Genomic DNA, 15263 nt, shown 5'->3' with positions numbered 1-15263 from the left:
GCCGTGGTGTGGCCTTGCAGCGCAGGCTTTCTAATTCAGCGGCACGATGAATTGCAAGCTTGGGCTTGCGCCGTAACGTAAGTGCATCGAAAACTCCCCGGCATGAAAACCTTTTTCAGCGAAGACCACCGGCGCCATTTCCCGCAAGCGGAACTCAGCAGCGGCCAATTCGTCACCCCTTTCGAGCGCCCTGCCCGAGTCGAATACGTACTCGAGCGGCTTCGGGGCCGCGATTTCTCGACGCCGCTCGACCCTGGCCCCTGCCACACCGGCGTGCTGGAGAAGGTTCATGACAAGGGCTATCTCGACTTCCTGAAGACGGCCTGGGCCGACTGGATCGCGGCGGGCCATCGCGGCGAACTGATTCCCACCATGTTTCCCGCAAGGCGCATGCAGCAGCGCCGCCCCAACGACATCGACGGCAAGGCCGGGTATTACGCCATGGCCAGCGAAACCGCGATCACGCGCGGCACTTGGCGCGCGGCGCTTTCCTCGTGCGCCTGCGCGCAGGCAGCGCAGCGCGCTATCGTGAAGGGCGATGACGCGGCCTTCGCCCTGTGCCGCCCGCCCGGCCACCACGCGGCCATCGACATGTTCGGCGGCTACTGCTTCCTCAACAACGCCGCCGTCGCAGCCCAGATGTTCATCGACGCAGGCGCGGAGCGGGCTGCCGTCCTCGATATCGATTTCCACCACGGCAACGGCACGCAGGACATCTTCTACGAGCGTGGGGACGTCTTCTTTGCTTCGCTTCACGGCCAGCCGGAAGACGCGTTCCCGCATTTCCTCGGCTACGCCGATGAAACCGGACAGGGCGCGGGCGAAGGCGCGAACGCGAACTTCCCGATGCCGCCGGGCACCGCCTATGACGTGTGGTCGCAGGCGCTCGATCGCGCGCTCGATGCGATTCGCAACCACGGCACGGAGGCGCTTGTCGTGTCTCTCGGCACTGATGCGTTCAAGAACGATCCGATCAGCTTCTTCAAGCTGGAATCGGATGACTTCACCGATTGCGGGCGCCGGATCGCAGGTCTCGGCATTCCGGCCATGTTCGTGATGGAAGGCGGCTACGCCATCGAGGCGGTGGGGATCAACGCGGTGAACGTGCTGGAAGGCTTCCTGAACGCTTGAGAGCGGGCGCTACTCGCGCACTTCGCGCAGGCGCGGATCAACAAAGTGCAGCAGGTCGACGGCCCGCTCTTCCAGAAAATCCGGGTCGAGCTGTTTGGGATCGAGCAACGCGATGTGCGACTCGATGGACTGGCGATGTGCTTTCAGGCCCTTGAGCTGCACGGTGAGCCGCAGTTCCTCGCGCTTCAGGCTTTCACGCGCGATCAGCCCGTGCGCGCCGTGATAGGCGTGCCAGCCGAAATACGCCGTGACGATCACGCCCGCGACGGGGAAGATGATGCGCAGACGGCGCTTCTTCACTGCGTTTCTGTGTGGCACGGGAACTCCTGACCAGGCGTGGTTCGGCGACGGCCCCGCCTGCCGGCGAGTGCAGGATCAACATGCCCACCACAAGGTGAATCCCGGCTTAATGGCGCCTCACGCGGTGCGTACTTCTGGCTGCCCGGCCATACGCGACAGCAACCAGTCCAGGGAGAAGCGCCCCGGGCCGATAGCCAGCACCAGGATAAGCAGCACGAACCATTGCGCGTGCAGCCAGAAGAAGCCTTCGGGATAGACCAGCTGGATGACGATGGTCATGCCGAATAGCCCCAGCGCGCCGAGCCGCGTCAACAGCCCAAGGAACACCAGGACGGCCAGCCAGACCTCGCCCAGCGAGGCCAGCAGCCCAAGAAGATCGGGGAACGGCAGCGAGATTTCGCCGCCAAACTGGCGGATCTTGTACTCGCTTGAAAACAGGTAGGAGACAGACGGCGACAGCTCGAAGGAGAACAGCTTCTCCATGACGGTGTCGCCCTGCCACTTTGTCAGCCCGGATTTCCAGAACGGCGTCGCCGCCATGACCCGCAGGAACAGCGCGACGACAGCGAGGACCCACGGGCCCGCGGCTCCAAGGCTGTGCATCAGGCGGGCGACCGGTGAGATTGGAGCGGTCAGGGCGTGGAACATGGCGAGACTCCCGATGTGATTTTCCAATGTCTGGTCAGGTGGTCCGGACGCCGGCAACAGCCCCGGCGCGGAACAGGAACGTGAGGAAGCCAGCGAGGTCGAACGCATCTTCCTCGGCTTGTGCGGCGGCGATTGCCGTATCGAGCGGGTTTCCTGCGGCGATCGCCTGGAGGAACGCAGCCCCCGCCTTCGGCAGGCGGTAGAGTTCGACATCGAGCCCGGGGCGCACGATCAGCACGCTCTCGCCGCCCTTGGGAAGCGGCCCGGCACCCTTGCCGCCACTTGCCTGCCAGATGGAGAAAATCGGCCATTGCGAGCGGACGATGTGAGCGGAGGGATGGAGATCGAGAAACGCGCGGGACGGATCGGCGTCAGCCAGCACGGCTAGGCTCTCCACCGAGGCCGGGACCGCGTCAGCAGCATGGCCGCAGACGCGCTGCGCATCCTCCAGCCGCGCCACGTCGGCCAGGTACGGGACCGACTGCGCCGGATCAAACGTCTCGATGAACGGCGCGAACCCTGCGCCGTACTCGATCAGCACCGGGCTTTCCGGTGGCGACCGGCGCACGAAGACGCCAGCCATAGCAGCAAAGAATTCATCGCCCACGAGCCGCCGCACCGCCGGAAACGTCTCGGCCAGATAGTCCGTCAGGCTGACGATGACATTGTTGCGATAGACCGAGAACCGCTTGGTGGCCGGACTGCCGTCGGCGTACCGGGCAACGTCCACGGGCGGCAGCGCCTGCGGATCGAACAGCGCGGCGATGAAGCCGCCATTGCCCGGCTCAGGCTGCGCGGACATCGCCACCCTGCCCTGCGGCGCGTTCCAGCACCTCGCTCGCGCGGCGTGCTTCTGCCGCCAGCACCGGCCATTCGGGAAGTTCGCTGTCCCATTCTACGAGTGTCGGCAGCGCGCCGGTCTTGCCGATGAGGCGTGCGTAGAGCGCCCAGACCGGGTCGATCACCTCACGATCATGCGTGTCGATGAGAAGCTGCACGCCCATGTCGTCCTCGTCCTCTGCGTGGCCGCCAAGATGCACTTCGCCGACATGGGCCAGCGGGAACGCATCGATATAGGCTTCCGGCGAATAGCCGTGGTTGGTCGCGGAGACGAAGACGTTGTTGACGTCGAGCAGCAGCCCGCAGCCGGAGCGGCGCGCGATCTCGATGAGGAAATCCAGCTCGCTCATGGTCGAGCTTTCAAAGCGCACGTATGTCGAGGGGTTTTCCAGCAGGATCTGGCGCTTCAGCGCGTCCTGGACCTGGCTGACGTGAGCGACGACGCGGTCGAGCGTTTCGCGGGTGTAGGGCACCGGCAGCAGGTCGTTGAAATAGTGGGTGTCGTGAGTGGACCACGCCAGGTGTTCGGACACGAGGCCCGGCTGGTAGCGCTCCACGACTTGCGCAAGCCGCGCAACGTGATCGGCATTGAGGCCGGTCTCGGCACCGATGCTGAGACCGACGCCATGCACCGACAGGGGAAAGCGCTCGCGCAGCGCCGTCAGCGTCGCGTGGGGGCGTCCGCCCGCGCCCATGTAGTTTTCCGCGTGCACCTCGAACCACCCGGCGGCCGGGCTCTCTTCAGCGAAGATCGCCTTGGCATGTTCGGGCTTGAACCCGACCCCGGCTTTCGCCGGGATCGGTGAGGATTTGTCGTTGAGCCGGGTCATCCGGTCAGGCCGGCATGTCGCGCTCGAGCGGCTCCAGCGAGCCCTTGCGGTCGCCTTCCACCATCATCGCGGTGCAGGACCCTTTAGGGACGGCCTTCCAGGCATTGCCCTGGTAATCGACCTTGGAGGTACCAGCGCACGAGGTGCCGGCGCCGGCCTTGCAGTCGTTCTGGCCGGCCTTGGCCACGCCGTAGCACTTCTCCATGTCGTCAGCGGCCTGTGCCGGCGCGTTGGCGGCGGTCATGGCGAGCGCCGCGGTGATGGCTGCGGCGAAGGCGGTTGTCTTGACGGGGGTCGTCATCGGATCGTTCTCCTCTCGGTGTGTCGGCACCGGTGAACCCGGTTGTCCGGCGAGGCGTCGTGTGCCTCACGAGAGAAACTTGACGATCCGCCCCGATCACAAACAACCCAAGAACGCGTGAGCTCTCTAGGACGTGACGTGGCGTGAATTGCCGTGGTCAGCGCGTGAGCCGACCGAAGGCTTCCATGCCCGGATAGTGACCCTGCTCAGCCAGCTCGCCTTCGATGCGAATGAGCTGGTTGTACTTGGCGAGCCGGTCGGAACGCGCCAGCGAGCCGGTCTTGATCTGTCCGCAATTGGTGGCGACCGCGAGGTCGGCGATGGTGGAATCTTCCGTCTCGCCGGAGCGGTGCGACATGACGGCCCGGTAGCCAGCCTTGTGTGCGGTCTCGACCGCTTCCAGCGTCTCCGTCAGTGTGCCGATCTGGTTGACCTTCACGAGGATCGCGTTGGCAGCACCGATGGCGATACCGTCCTTGAGGCGCTTGGTGTTGGTGACGAAGAGATCGTCACCCACAAGCTGCACCTTGTCGCCGATGGCCTGCGTCAGGGCGGTCCAGCCATCCCAGTCGTCCTCGGCCATGCCGTCCTCGATGGAAATGATCGGGAACCTGGAGACGAGGTCCTCGTAGACGCGCACCATCTCCTCGGAGCCGAGGATGCGGCCTTCGCCGGCGAGGTTGTACTTGCCGTTCTCGAAGAACTCGGTGGAGGCCGTGTCGAGGGCGAGCATGATGTCCTCGCCCGGCTTGTAGCCGGCCTTTTCGACCGCCTTCATGATGAATTCGAGCGCTTCGGTGGTGGAGGACAGGTTCGGTGCGAAGCCGCCCTCGTCGCCGACATTGGTGTTGTGCCCGGCGTTCATCAGCTCCTTGCGAAGCGTGTGGAAGATTTCCGCACCCATCCGTACGGCTTCCGAGAGAGACGGCGCGCCAACCGGCATCACCATGAATTCCTGGAAGTCGATCGGGTTGTCGGCATGTGCGCCGCCATTGACGATGTTCATCATCGGCACGGGAAGCTGGCGCGCGCTCACACCGCCCACATAGGCGTAGAGCGGCAGGCCGGATGCTTCGGCGGCGGCGCGGGCCACAGCGAGCGAAACGCCGAGGATGGCATTGGCGCCAAGCCGCGACTTGTTGTCGGTGTCATCAAGCGCGATCATCGTCTGGTCGATGGCGATCTGGTCTTCCGCGTCAAAGCCGATCAGCGATTCGGCGATCTCGCCGTTGACCGCTTCCACCGCCTTCAGCACGCCCTTGCCGAGAAAGCGCTCGCCACCGTCGCGCAGTTCGACCGCCTCGTAGGCACCGGTCGACGCGCCGGACGGCACGGCCGCACGGCCAAAGGAGCCCTCCTCCAGCGTGACGTCCACTTCCACGGTGGGATTGCCGCGGCTATCGAGGATTTCACGTGCGTGGATGTCGACGATCTCGGTCATGACCTACTCCAGATTGGCTGAATGTCGGTGTATTAGGCCGCTTGTATTTCATTTTCGCGGCAGGACAAACGTTTCCGGAGCAGCGATACGTCTTGTTCAAGACGAAACACTCTTTATCTGGCCATCACAGTGCAATGCGCGGCGAACAGGAAGGCAGTCCATGACGCGTCTCATCATCACCAATGGCGATAATGCCCTTCAGCAGTTCCGCGCGGGCGGCGTCGAAGACGCGATCCTGCCTTGGCGCGACGTGCTGCATGAAGGCCGCGTGCCGGACGTGACCGACCGGTTCGAGTTTCACCGCGTGCGCACCGCCGAGCTCGCCCGGTTGTTTTTCAACACGGATGACGAGATTGCCGAAGGGTTCGCCGAGCGCGAACGCGTTCTGGCGAGCCTCCCCGACCACGCGCGCGTGGAAATCTGGTTGGAGCACGATCTCTACGACCAGCTTCAACTGCTGGACATTCTCGATGCGCTGGAAGCAGCTGGACGCGAGACGGGCGTCTACATCGTGCAGGCGGACGACTATCTCGGCACGCAGGCGCCCGACGAGATGCTGCGCTTTGAAGACAGTATCCAGCCAGTCAGTCTCCAGATGCGGCATGAGGCAGCGCAGGCCTGGGGTTTCTTCACACAAGGCGACTGCAAGGCGCTGGAGAATTTCGCCCACGGACTGACGCCCGATCTCACCAGTCTGCCGTGGATGGGCAAGGCGCTGATCCGCTTCCTTGCGGAGTTCCCCGATACCGCGAGCGGGCTGTCGCGCACGCAGCGGTGGTCGCTTGAGGAACTGGCGCAAGGCCCGCAGCCCGCCGGAAAGCTCTTCGGCGCGATCAGCGCGCGCGAGGACGCGATGTTCATGGGTGACCTGAGCTACCTGCGCGTTCTCGACACGCTCGCAGCCGCACCGGTTCCGGCCATTACCGGGGTTCAATCAACGCTGCAGGAGGCCTGCCGGGACGAAGCAGCCTACCGGGCCTATGCGCAATCGGACCTCGCCCTGACGGATTTCGGACGCGCGCTGCTTGCGGGGGATGCGGACTTCATCGCGGAAAACGGCATCGACCAGTGGTTCGGCGGCTACCACGCGACGGGCCGCGAAACGTGGCGCTGGAACGAGGCCGGACAGACCCTGCGCGGACCCGGGAGCGTTTAGCCCTTGGGAATCTCGACCGTCTCGCCGCGAAAGACGAAGCGCGCCGCCAGCACGCCGAGGCTTGCGATGATGGCGGCTTCGACGAGGATCATCGGCAGCGTGCCAGCCCAAGCAGACGCCATGCCGAAGATCGGCGGGCCGACCGCCTGCCCAAGGAAGACCGAGAGCGCGAACAGCGCCACCGCCGACCCGCGTGCGGAAGCTGACAGATCCGTTGCAACCGCCTGAAGCGGATTGTGCAGCATCAGGAACGAGAAGCCGAAAATGAAGAACATCACAGCGTCGATGCGCCAGTCGCTGCCAAAGGCGAAGGCGGCGAGCGCCACTGCCGCGCCGAGCGAGCCTGCGATTGCCATTCGGCGAGGCCCGAGCAGGTTCAATATCCGCCGTACCAGCAGCGTGTAGACCAGTGCGCCGACGCCGAACGCGCCGATGACCATGCCGGCCTCGAAAGCGGAGGCATCCTCGCGCGTCGACAGGATGGAGGCGACATAGGGGTGCGTGGCGAAGATGCCTGCGCCTTCTAGCATGACGAGAAGGTAGAGCGGCTTGGCGCGCGGATTGGACAGCACCTCGCGGTAGCCTTCCAGCGCACCGGACACGGACAGTTTCTTGCGCACAGCGCCCGCACGCGGCGCAAGATTGGGAAAGGTCACCAGCGCCACGGTGGCGGTGACAGCTGCGGCGCAGAGCAGGATGCCGCGCCAGCCGAACTGGGTGGAGAGCGCCCCTGCCCCGCCAGCGCCAACGATCTGCGCCACGAAGACCAGCAACAGGAGCCGGCTGATCGCCACCTGCCGGTCTTCCAGCGGCACCCGGTCTCCGATGATGGCGAAGGCTGCCGGAATAATCGCGCCAGCCGCGATCCCGCACAGGATGCGCGCGGCCATCAACAGTGGAAAGGACGGCGCAATCGCGCACAGCAGCAGGGCACCGGACAGAACGACGAGGCCGGTGCGGATTAGCAGCGCCTTGCCGATGGCATCGCCCACCGGCCCCAGGACCGGCTGCGACATGGCATAGGGCAGCGCATAGGCCGTCGTCAGCGTGGCGACCGTGGTGACAGACACGCCGAAATCCGCGGCAATTGTGGGAACGAGCGGATCGACGAGGCGAAGCGCGATATTGCTGCCGAGGCCGGCCAGCGAAAGCGTGAGGATGAGATTGAGCCGCACCGGGCCTAATCCTTGAAAAACCGTCAGACCAATATCGGGCGCATGTTCTGCCGCCCCTGAACCTATCTGGCGCGCTCAGCGCGCCTTGGCCACCGCGTCGAATGCCATGAGGCGCTCAAGCAGCCCGCGCATCTCGGCAAGCGGCACCATGTTCGGCCCGTCGCTCGGCGCGCTGTCGGGGTTCTCGTGCGTCTCGATGAACAGCCCCGCGACGCCAACTGCGACGGCCGCGCGCGCCAGCACGGGTACGAACTCGCGCTGGCCACCCGACTTGCCGCCAAGCCCGCCGGGCTGCTGCACGGAATGAGTCGCGTCGAAAATGACCGGCGTTCCACCGGCCGCCATGGTCGGCAGCCCGCGAAAATCGGTGACCAGCGTGTTGTAGCCGAAACTGGTGCCGCGATCGGTCACCATCACGTCCGGGTTTCCGGTCTCGGTGATCTTGGCGACCACGTTCGCCATGTCCCACGGCGCGAGGAACTGGCCCTTCTTCACATTGACCGGGCGTCCCGTATTGGCGGCGGCAACCAGCAGGTCCGTCTGGCGGCAGAGGAAGGCCGGAATCTGCAGCAGGTCAGCGACTTCCGCGACATCCGCGCACTGGTCCGGGAGGTGCACGTCGGTGGTGATCGGCACGTCGAGCCGTGATTTCACCTCGGCGAAGACATTGAGCGAGGCATCCATCCCCATGCCGCGCTCGGACCCGAGGCTCGTTCGGTTTGCCTTGTCGAACGACGCCTTGAAGATGAAGCCAATGCCGAGTTCCTCGGTCAGCTCCTTCAGCGATGAGGCCACGTCGAGGGCATGGTCGCGACTTTCCAGCACGCAGGGGCCTGCGATCAGCGCGAAGGGCTTGTCATTGGCGAAACTCACACCGCCAACGGCGACGGTCTTCGGGGCGTCCGGCAAGGTCGAAATCCGATCAGTCAGTTGAAGCGTCGAGCCGTGGTGACACGATCACGCGGCAAAGACAATCGTCGCGCCATGCAGTGGCCGCTCAAGCGCGATGCGCCCGGTGTCCGGCTCGACGACATAGCCCGCGTCACCCTCGTCGAGGCACTCACGCAACGTGTCGAGATCGTCGACAGCAACCTCGTATCCGGCAATGCGCAGGGTGTCGCTGCGCCGCGTGCGAGCGTGCAGCATCTCGCCCGCAGCCTTTGGCGAGGCAATTACCACATCGCCACGCGACGTGGCAAAGCGTGCGCTGTCGTCGCCAATGTCCGCCGCTGCTCCCGTAAAGCCCTCGAAGAACGCGACATGGTTGCGCCAGTCGTCACCGTTGAACACGACGCGGCTGATAGCGCGCGCCGTGTTGGGATGGCTTTGGTACTGGGGCTTCCAGAATAGTTCCGGAGGGTGCTGCTGGCGGCAGGTGAAGAAGCCGCAGTCCAGCATTTCCGGATCGGAGACAAAGGTCAGGTCGAAGCCCACGCGCGCGCTCGTGCCGTCAGGCAGCACGGCGTCACGCCCGAAGGAAAACGGCGCGTGCACATGCAATCCCGCTTCCGTGAACTGCGTCCTATCCGCGTCCGGGTCGGTCGAATCCAGCACCAGCATCGAGATGCCCTCGCCGTTGCGGTCGAGAAAGGCGTCATTGAAGCGCGGGAAGCTGAAATCGTTCTCGACGCGGTCGGGGTAGAGCGCACGGTCGTGGACGGCGAGCACTTCCAGGAAGAAGTGGCCGATCTGGACCAGGAAATTCTTGGTGCCGAAGGGGTGAAAGGCGTCGGGCGTGCAGGTGAAACCGAGCCGCTCGTAGCCAGCGCGCGCGGCAACGAGATCGTTGACCGGCAGGACGAGGTGATCGATCCCGCGCGGCATCGCGATCAAACCAGCCGGCTCTGGGTGACGGCCGCCTTGATGAAGCTGTCAAACAGCGGATGCGGGTCGAACGGGCGGCTCTTCAGTTCAGGATGGAACTGCACGCCGATGAACCACGGGTGGTTCTCGTTCTCCACAATTTCCGGCAGCAACCCGTCCGGCGACATGCCCGAGAACTTCAGGCCCTTGCCTTCCAGTCGCTCGATGTAGTTGGCGTTGACCTCGTAGCGGTGGCGGTGGCGCTCGGAAATGCTGGTCGAACCGTAGATGTCCGCAACCTGCGTGCCGGCACCAAGGCTCGCCTGGTAGGCACCAAGCCGCATGGTGCCGCCGAGGTCGTCGTCCTCGCCGCGCGCCACGCGCATGTTGCCGCGCACCCACTCCGTCATCAGGCCGACGACAGGTTCCGGCGTCTCGCCGAACTCGGTGGAATTGGCCTGCTCGATGCCGGCGAGATTGCGCGCCGCCTCGATGACGGCCATCTGCATGCCGAAGCAGATGCCGAAATACGGCACGTTTCGCTTGCGGGCGAAGGACGCCGCCTCGATCTTGCCTTCCGCGCCGCGCTGGCCGAAGCCGCCGGGCACCATAATGCCGTGCACGCCTTCCAGGAACGGCGTCGGGTCCTCGGCCTCGAAGACTTCCGACTCAATCCACTCGATGTTGACGCGCACGCGGTTGGCGATGCCACCGTGCATCAGCGCTTCATAGAGGGATTTGTAGGCGTCCTTCAGGCCGGTGTACTTGCCGACAATGGCAATCGTCACTTCGCCTTCCGGGTTGCGGATGCGGTCGGCGATCTCGACCCACTGGGACAGGTCCGGCGACTGCACGTCCGGAATACCGAAGGCCTTGAGCACTTCGTAGTCCAGCCCAGCTTCGTGATAGGCGATCGGCACGGCGTAGATGGTGTCGGCGTCGAGCGCTTCGATCACCGCGCTTTCGCGCACGTTGCAGAACAGCGCCAGCTTGCGGCGTTCGTCCTTGGGGATCGGCCTGTCGCAACGGCACAGCAGGATATCGGGCTGGATGCCGATGGATCGCAGTTCCTTTACCGAGTGCTGGGTCGGCTTGGTCTTCACCTCGCCAGCGCTCGGGATGTACGGCAGCAGGGTCAGGTGGATGAAGATGGCATCGCCGCGCGGCAGTTCCTGCCCCAACTGACGGATCGCCTCGAAGAACGGCAGGCCCTCGATATCGCCCACGGTGCCGCCGATCTCGGCCAGCACAAAATCCGCATCCCCGTTGTCGGAGACGATGAACTTCTTGATCTCGTCGGTGACGTGGGGAATGACCTGGATCGTCGCGCCGAGGTAATCGCCGCGGCGTTCACGCGCGATGATGTCCTGGTAGATGCGACCGGTGGTGATGTTGTCGGACTGGGCGCAGGGAACGCCGGTGAAGCGCTCGTAGTGCCCCAGGTCGAGGTCCGTCTCCGCGCCGTCGTCGGTCACGAAGACCTCGCCGTGCTGGTAAGGACTCATCGTGCCGGGATCGACATTGAGATACGGATCGAGCTTCTTCAGACGGACCTTGTAGCCACGCGCCTGAAGCACCGCGCCGAGCGCAGCGGACGCAAGACCCTTTCCGAGAGAGGAAACCACGCCGCCGGTTATGAAAATGTACCGCGTCATGGACCTCTTGAATACCGCGCAGAAAAGCGATTCGGGACTCAAAAATCCCGTCACGCCCAGGTTTTTTGAAAAGCTGCCGAAACGTGCGCGTTCCGGCGGCGACGATTACTGTGAGATCGGAACCTGCGGCTCGCCGGAATTGTCCTGCTGGCCGCCGGAGCCGGGCAGCTGGTTGTTCAGCTCGTCGGTGGTTGCGGCACCCGGATTGGCCGGAGCGCTGACCGGTGCGGTGCCATTGTCGAAGATCGACCCCGGCGTGGACCCGCCATGCAGCATCGTCAGGATGAAGGACGTCGCGAAGAACGCTGCCGCCAAGTAGGTCGTGGCGCGCGTCAGGACGTTGGCCGAACCGCGACCGGACAGGAAGTTCCCGCCACCGCCGCCGCCCATGCCGAGCGCGCCGCCTTCCGACTTCTGCAGGAGGATCACGCCGATCAGGGCGATAACCACCATCAGGTGAACGACAATAATCACAGTTTCCATGTCGAGACCGATCGTTCGTGAAGCCCGGCTCAGGCCCGCCGGGCGAAGATTTGCGCGTTGAATGGACCGCCGTGCGGGCATCCGTCAAGTGCGACGCCTGGGAATTTCCTAAATGACCGGTGTCAGGGAAATCCTTGCAAACTCTTAAAACAAGCCATTAACTCATCCGATCGGGAGATAGTCATGAAATCGCTGAAAGTCATCACCGCCTTCGCCCTTCTCGGCGCCAGCCCCGCCGCCGCAAGCTGCGATTACCAGGGTTATTCCTACGGCGTCGGCAGCACGGTCTGCGCGGCCGGCTGGTATCAGGAATGCACCGTGGCCGGCTACTGGAAGGCCATCGGCTTCTGCAAAGCGCCGGACGAGACGCCGGGTGCATCCTCGGCGGACGGCACCACCGACGTGCATGCCACCGATCCCAACCCGCTGCACTCCGATGCAGGCGAAGATGGCGAACCCGCACTCGAGTCGCAGAATTGATCCGCGGGGCGGCAGCACGGACCGGTCCCTCCGGGATTTGACGGCCGGCCGGGCCGTTGCCGCCCTCCCCTATGGCGCCCTGATCCTGGGCGGCCTCTGGCTGCGGACGCCTGATCCCCGAAGATCGCCTGGCCCGCGCCCTGCCATGCAGCGTTACTCGTAGGCTGCAACAATCCCGAGAAAATCGGCGGAAGTGAGGCTCGCGCCGCCGACGAGTGCCCCGTTTACGTTGTCGACAGCCATCAATTCCGCAGCGTTGGAGGGCTTCACGGAGCCACCGTAGAGGATGCGCATCTGCGACCCTTCGCCGGGAAACGCGCTGGAAAGATGCTCGCGGATTGCCAGATGCATCGCCGCGACATCGTCCGCGGTCGGCGTCTTGCCCGTGCCGATCGCCCAGACCGGCTCATAGGCGACGACGAGATTGGATGCCGTCGCGCCTTCGGGAAGCGAGCCCTTCAGCTGGGACGTCACGCGCTCGACCGCCTGGCCGGATTCACGCTCTTCCAGCGTTTCACCGACGCACACGATGGCGAGAAGGTTCGCCGCAATCACCGCTTTCGCCTTGGCGCGCACGAGTTCGTCACCCTCGCCGTGGTCGGCGCGGCGTTCCGAATGGCCGACAATGACCGCGCTGGCCCCGGCATCGGCCAGCATCTTGGCGGATACATCACCGGTATGCGCGCCGGAAACTTCCGGATGGCAATCCTGCCCGCCCATCTTCAGCGCGGTGCCGGAGGCGGAATAGGATGCGTTGCGCAGCAGGGTCGCCGGCGGACAGATCATCATGTCGACAACATCGGCATGCCCGTCGGCTGCCTCGGCAATCGCCGCGATCTCGCCGAGATTCTCCGCGGTGCCGTTCATTTTCCAGTTGCCGGCCACAAGCGGTTTGACCATCGAAGACTCTCCTGAATGAACATCAATGACGCCCTTTAACCTTCATCGCATTGCGTTCGCAACGTGGCAGCGAATGGCTCTCGCGTCCCTTGTCGCGCCATCAAGGCGCCCATAATATGCGCCGCCCTTTGTGCCGGGGCCATTGAATTGCCCGCCTTGGCGTGTCATTCGACCGCCAAATCCTGCCGACAGAAGGAACAGTTGCAGATGATGGACGCGTTGCGCCGAGGCGCGAAATCCTGGGTTGCGAAATTTCTGCTGATCATCCTGGCGGGAAGTTTCGCCCTGTGGGGCGTGGCCGACGTGCTCAACCGCACCGACGAGGCGACGCTCATCACCATCGGCGAGACGAAGATCCCCGGCGAGCAGTATCGCTACGAGCTGCAGAACGAGATGCAGAACTTCGGCCGCCGCCTCGGTCGCCCGATCACGCTGCAGGAAGCGCGCGTCTTCGGCATCGACCGGCAGGTGCTGGGCCGTCTCATCACGCAGGCCTCTCTGGATGAAAAGGCCCGTTCCATGGGCCTCAACATGTCGGACGACGCGATTGCCGAGGCGATCCGCAACGATCCGCAGTTCCAGACACCGGGTGGGCAGTTCGACCAGAGCTACTTCCAGCAGGTGCTGCGCGCGTCCGGCCGCTCGGAAGCCGGCTACGTCGCGGAGAAGCGCCGCGAGATGCTGCGCCAGGCCATCGGCAACGGGCTGACGGCAGGCACGCCGGTGTCCGAAACACTGCGCGATTTGATCCACGCCTATTCGAACGAGGCCCGCAGCTTCGACTATTTCGTGCTGACCAAGGCGGACACCGACGAGATCGCCGAACCGACGCCGGAAGAGCTGCAGACCTATTTCGACGCCAACACACAGCGCTTTGCTGCGCCGGAATACCGTTCGATCAACATCATTGCGGTCGATCCCGAGGCGCTGACCTCCACCATCGAGGTGACCGAGGACGAATTGCAGACCGAGTACGACATCCGCAAGGCGGACTACTCGACGCCGGAACGCCGCGAAGTGCGCCAAATCGTGTTCGCAGAGCGCGAGGAAGCTGAGGCCGCCGCCGGCGCCATCGCTGACGGCAAGTCCTTCGAGGACGTCGCCACGGAGCGCGGCCTTGCCCGCACCGAGACCGAGCTCGGCCTCGTTGCCAAGGGCGATATCGTCGACCCCACAGTTGCCGATGCCGCATTTGCGCTCAATCAGGGCGAAGTGAGCGACGTGATCGAGGGGCAGTTCGGCTTCGTCATCGCCACGGTCGATGCCATCCAGGAAGGCAGCGAGCGCTCATTCGAGGATGCCCGTGCCGAACTGGAGCAATCTCTCAAGCTTGCCCGCGCCGAGACCGCCGTGCTCGACATGTTCGACAAGGTCGAGGATGCGCGCGCCGGTGGCCAGACGCTGGCCGAGATCGCCGAGGCCAACGGCCTTGAGCTCGTCACCATCGAGAAGGTGGACGCTGCCGGCAACGGCCCGGACGGCAACCAGATCGAAAACCTGCCCGCCGGCCAGGAACTGCTGCGCGAGGCGTTTGCCACCGATGTCGGCCTTGAGAACGACCCGATCCAGCAGCGCGGCACCAGCTTCGTGTGGTTCGACGTGACCGATATCGAGCCGGGCCGCGACCGCACGCTGGACGAGGTTCGCGACCGCGTTGCCGAAGCATGGCGCGCAGAGCAGGAGGCCAACGCGCTGAGCACCGCGGCCCAGTCCGCCGTTGAGGCGATCAACAACGGCGAGAAGATCACCGCCGTTGCCGGTCAGTACGGCAAGTCGGTCACTTCCGCGCGTCCCGTGAAGCGCAACGAGACCAGCGCACCCGCAGGCTCGAGCGCGGTGGAACGCCTTTTCCTGCTGCCGCAGGGCCGCGCCGCGCAGGCACCGACCGCCGAGGGCGGGAACCGTATCGTCTTCACCATGGAACGCTCCATGCTGCCCGAGCGCGACCCGAACGCCGAAGACGACAAGGAAGTCGTCGACCGCATCGCCATCGCCCGCAGCAACGACTTGCTGTTCCAGTATGTCGGCTCGCTGGAAGACGAGTTCGATGTCGTCGTGAATGGCGAACTGCTGCGCCAGCTTCTCGGCGAACCGGCGACCAACTGACCGGCCCTGGAAGC

At 64.6% G+C, this 15263-nt stretch carries 16 protein-coding genes; 4 read left to right on the top strand and 12 right to left on the bottom strand.

The window, feature by feature from the left end:
* Positions 1 to 102: 102 nt before the first annotated feature.
* The gene (locus tag ACKTEK_RS06705) at positions 103 to 1131 is read left to right on the top strand and encodes a histone deacetylase family protein (RefSeq protein ID WP_409164459.1); all 1029 of its coding nucleotides are present in this window, start codon (positions 103 to 105) and stop codon (positions 1129 to 1131) included.
* A 9-nt stretch (positions 1132 to 1140) separates the two neighbouring features.
* Here the strand turns inward: ACKTEK_RS06705 and ACKTEK_RS06700 are convergent, their stop codons facing one another.
* The 6 genes from ACKTEK_RS06700 to eno all read right to left on the bottom strand — a co-directional run bounded on the left by ACKTEK_RS06700 (position 1141) and on the right by eno (position 5491).
* Positions 1141 to 1449 (bottom strand): FtsB family cell division protein, encoded by a 309-nt coding sequence (locus tag ACKTEK_RS06700; protein ID WP_409164458.1) that lies wholly within the window; start codon positions 1447 to 1449, stop codon positions 1141 to 1143.
* Between the two features lie 99 nt (positions 1450 to 1548).
* A complete protein-coding gene (locus ACKTEK_RS06695; protein WP_409164457.1) occupies positions 1549 to 2079 on the bottom strand; it encodes a DoxX family protein in 531 nt (176 codons plus the stop codon).
* Between the two features lie 34 nt (positions 2080 to 2113).
* Positions 2114 to 2881 carry a DUF2063 domain-containing protein gene (locus ACKTEK_RS06690; protein ID WP_409164456.1) on the bottom strand — a complete coding sequence of 256 codons (768 nt, stop codon included), beginning with the start codon at positions 2879 to 2881 and terminating at the stop codon, positions 2114 to 2116.
* Entirely contained in the window at positions 2865 to 3749 is an 885-nt protein-coding gene (locus tag ACKTEK_RS06685; protein ID WP_409164455.1) for a DUF692 domain-containing protein, read from the bottom strand. The genes ACKTEK_RS06690 and ACKTEK_RS06685 overlap by 17 nt, the downstream gene beginning before the upstream one ends.
* Positions 3750 to 3753: 4 nt before the next feature.
* On the bottom strand, positions 3754 to 4050 hold the full coding sequence (locus ACKTEK_RS06680) for a DUF2282 domain-containing protein (RefSeq protein WP_409164454.1): 297 nt from the start codon (positions 4048 to 4050) through the stop codon (positions 3754 to 3756).
* Between the two features lie 157 nt (positions 4051 to 4207).
* Positions 4208 to 5491 carry a phosphopyruvate hydratase gene (gene eno, locus ACKTEK_RS06675; RefSeq protein WP_409164453.1) on the bottom strand — a complete coding sequence of 428 codons (1284 nt, stop codon included), beginning with the start codon at positions 5489 to 5491 and terminating at the stop codon, positions 4208 to 4210.
* Between the two features lie 160 nt (positions 5492 to 5651).
* On the opposite strand from eno, the gene ACKTEK_RS06670 reads away from it, so the two are divergent.
* Entirely contained in the window at positions 5652 to 6647 is a 996-nt protein-coding gene (locus ACKTEK_RS06670) for a DUF1835 domain-containing protein (protein WP_409164452.1), read from the top strand.
* Here the strand turns inward: ACKTEK_RS06670 and ACKTEK_RS06665 are convergent.
* The 5 genes from ACKTEK_RS06665 to secG all read right to left on the bottom strand — a co-directional run bounded on the left by ACKTEK_RS06665 (position 6644) and on the right by secG (position 11763).
* A complete protein-coding gene (locus ACKTEK_RS06665) occupies positions 6644 to 7822 on the bottom strand; it encodes an MFS transporter (protein ID WP_409164451.1) in 1179 nt (392 codons plus the stop codon). The two genes, ACKTEK_RS06670 and ACKTEK_RS06665, sit on opposite strands and share 4 nt — an antisense overlap.
* 75 nt (positions 7823 to 7897) lie before the next feature.
* Positions 7898 to 8731, bottom strand: a complete 834-nt coding sequence (kdsA, locus tag ACKTEK_RS06660; protein WP_409164450.1) for a 3-deoxy-8-phosphooctulonate synthase — start codon at positions 8729 to 8731, stop codon at positions 7898 to 7900.
* Positions 8732 to 8779: 48 nt separating this feature from the next.
* Positions 8780 to 9646: a VOC family protein gene (locus tag ACKTEK_RS06655; protein ID WP_409164449.1), complete on the bottom strand. Its 867-nt coding sequence runs from the start codon at positions 9644 to 9646 to the stop codon at positions 8780 to 8782.
* A gap of 5 nt (positions 9647 to 9651) precedes the next feature.
* Positions 9652 to 11280, bottom strand: coding sequence for a CTP synthase (locus ACKTEK_RS06650; protein ID WP_409164448.1), 1629 nt, complete (start codon positions 11278 to 11280; stop codon positions 9652 to 9654).
* A 105-nt stretch (positions 11281 to 11385) separates the two neighbouring features.
* Positions 11386 to 11763: a preprotein translocase subunit SecG gene (gene secG / locus ACKTEK_RS06645; RefSeq protein ID WP_409164447.1), complete on the bottom strand. Its 378-nt coding sequence runs from the start codon at positions 11761 to 11763 to the stop codon at positions 11386 to 11388.
* Positions 11764 to 11946: 183 nt separating this feature from the next.
* Between secG and ACKTEK_RS06640 the strand changes: the two genes are divergently transcribed.
* Positions 11947 to 12243, top strand: coding sequence for a hypothetical protein (locus tag ACKTEK_RS06640; protein ID WP_409164446.1), 297 nt, complete (start codon positions 11947 to 11949; stop codon positions 12241 to 12243).
* A 153-nt stretch (positions 12244 to 12396) separates the two neighbouring features.
* On the opposite strand, the gene tpiA is transcribed toward ACKTEK_RS06640, so the two are convergent.
* On the bottom strand, positions 12397 to 13143 hold the full coding sequence (gene tpiA, locus ACKTEK_RS06635; RefSeq protein WP_409164445.1) for a triose-phosphate isomerase: 747 nt from the start codon (positions 13141 to 13143) through the stop codon (positions 12397 to 12399).
* A 207-nt stretch (positions 13144 to 13350) separates the two neighbouring features.
* Here tpiA and ACKTEK_RS06630 point away from each other — a divergent pair, with 207 nt between their 5' ends.
* Positions 13351 to 15249: a SurA N-terminal domain-containing protein gene (locus ACKTEK_RS06630; protein ID WP_409164902.1), complete on the top strand. Its 1899-nt coding sequence runs from the start codon at positions 13351 to 13353 to the stop codon at positions 15247 to 15249.
* The last annotated feature ends 14 nt before the right edge of the window (positions 15250 to 15263 follow it).

Origin of the sequence: Tepidamorphus sp. 3E244 (genome assembly GCF_046159835.1) — a bacterium.
Lineage (GTDB): Bacteria > Pseudomonadota > Alphaproteobacteria > Rhizobiales > Tepidamorphaceae > JACKJK01.
The sequence above is the reverse complement of the archived record's forward strand: the minus strand, read 5'-3'. Positions and strand labels throughout refer to the sequence as shown.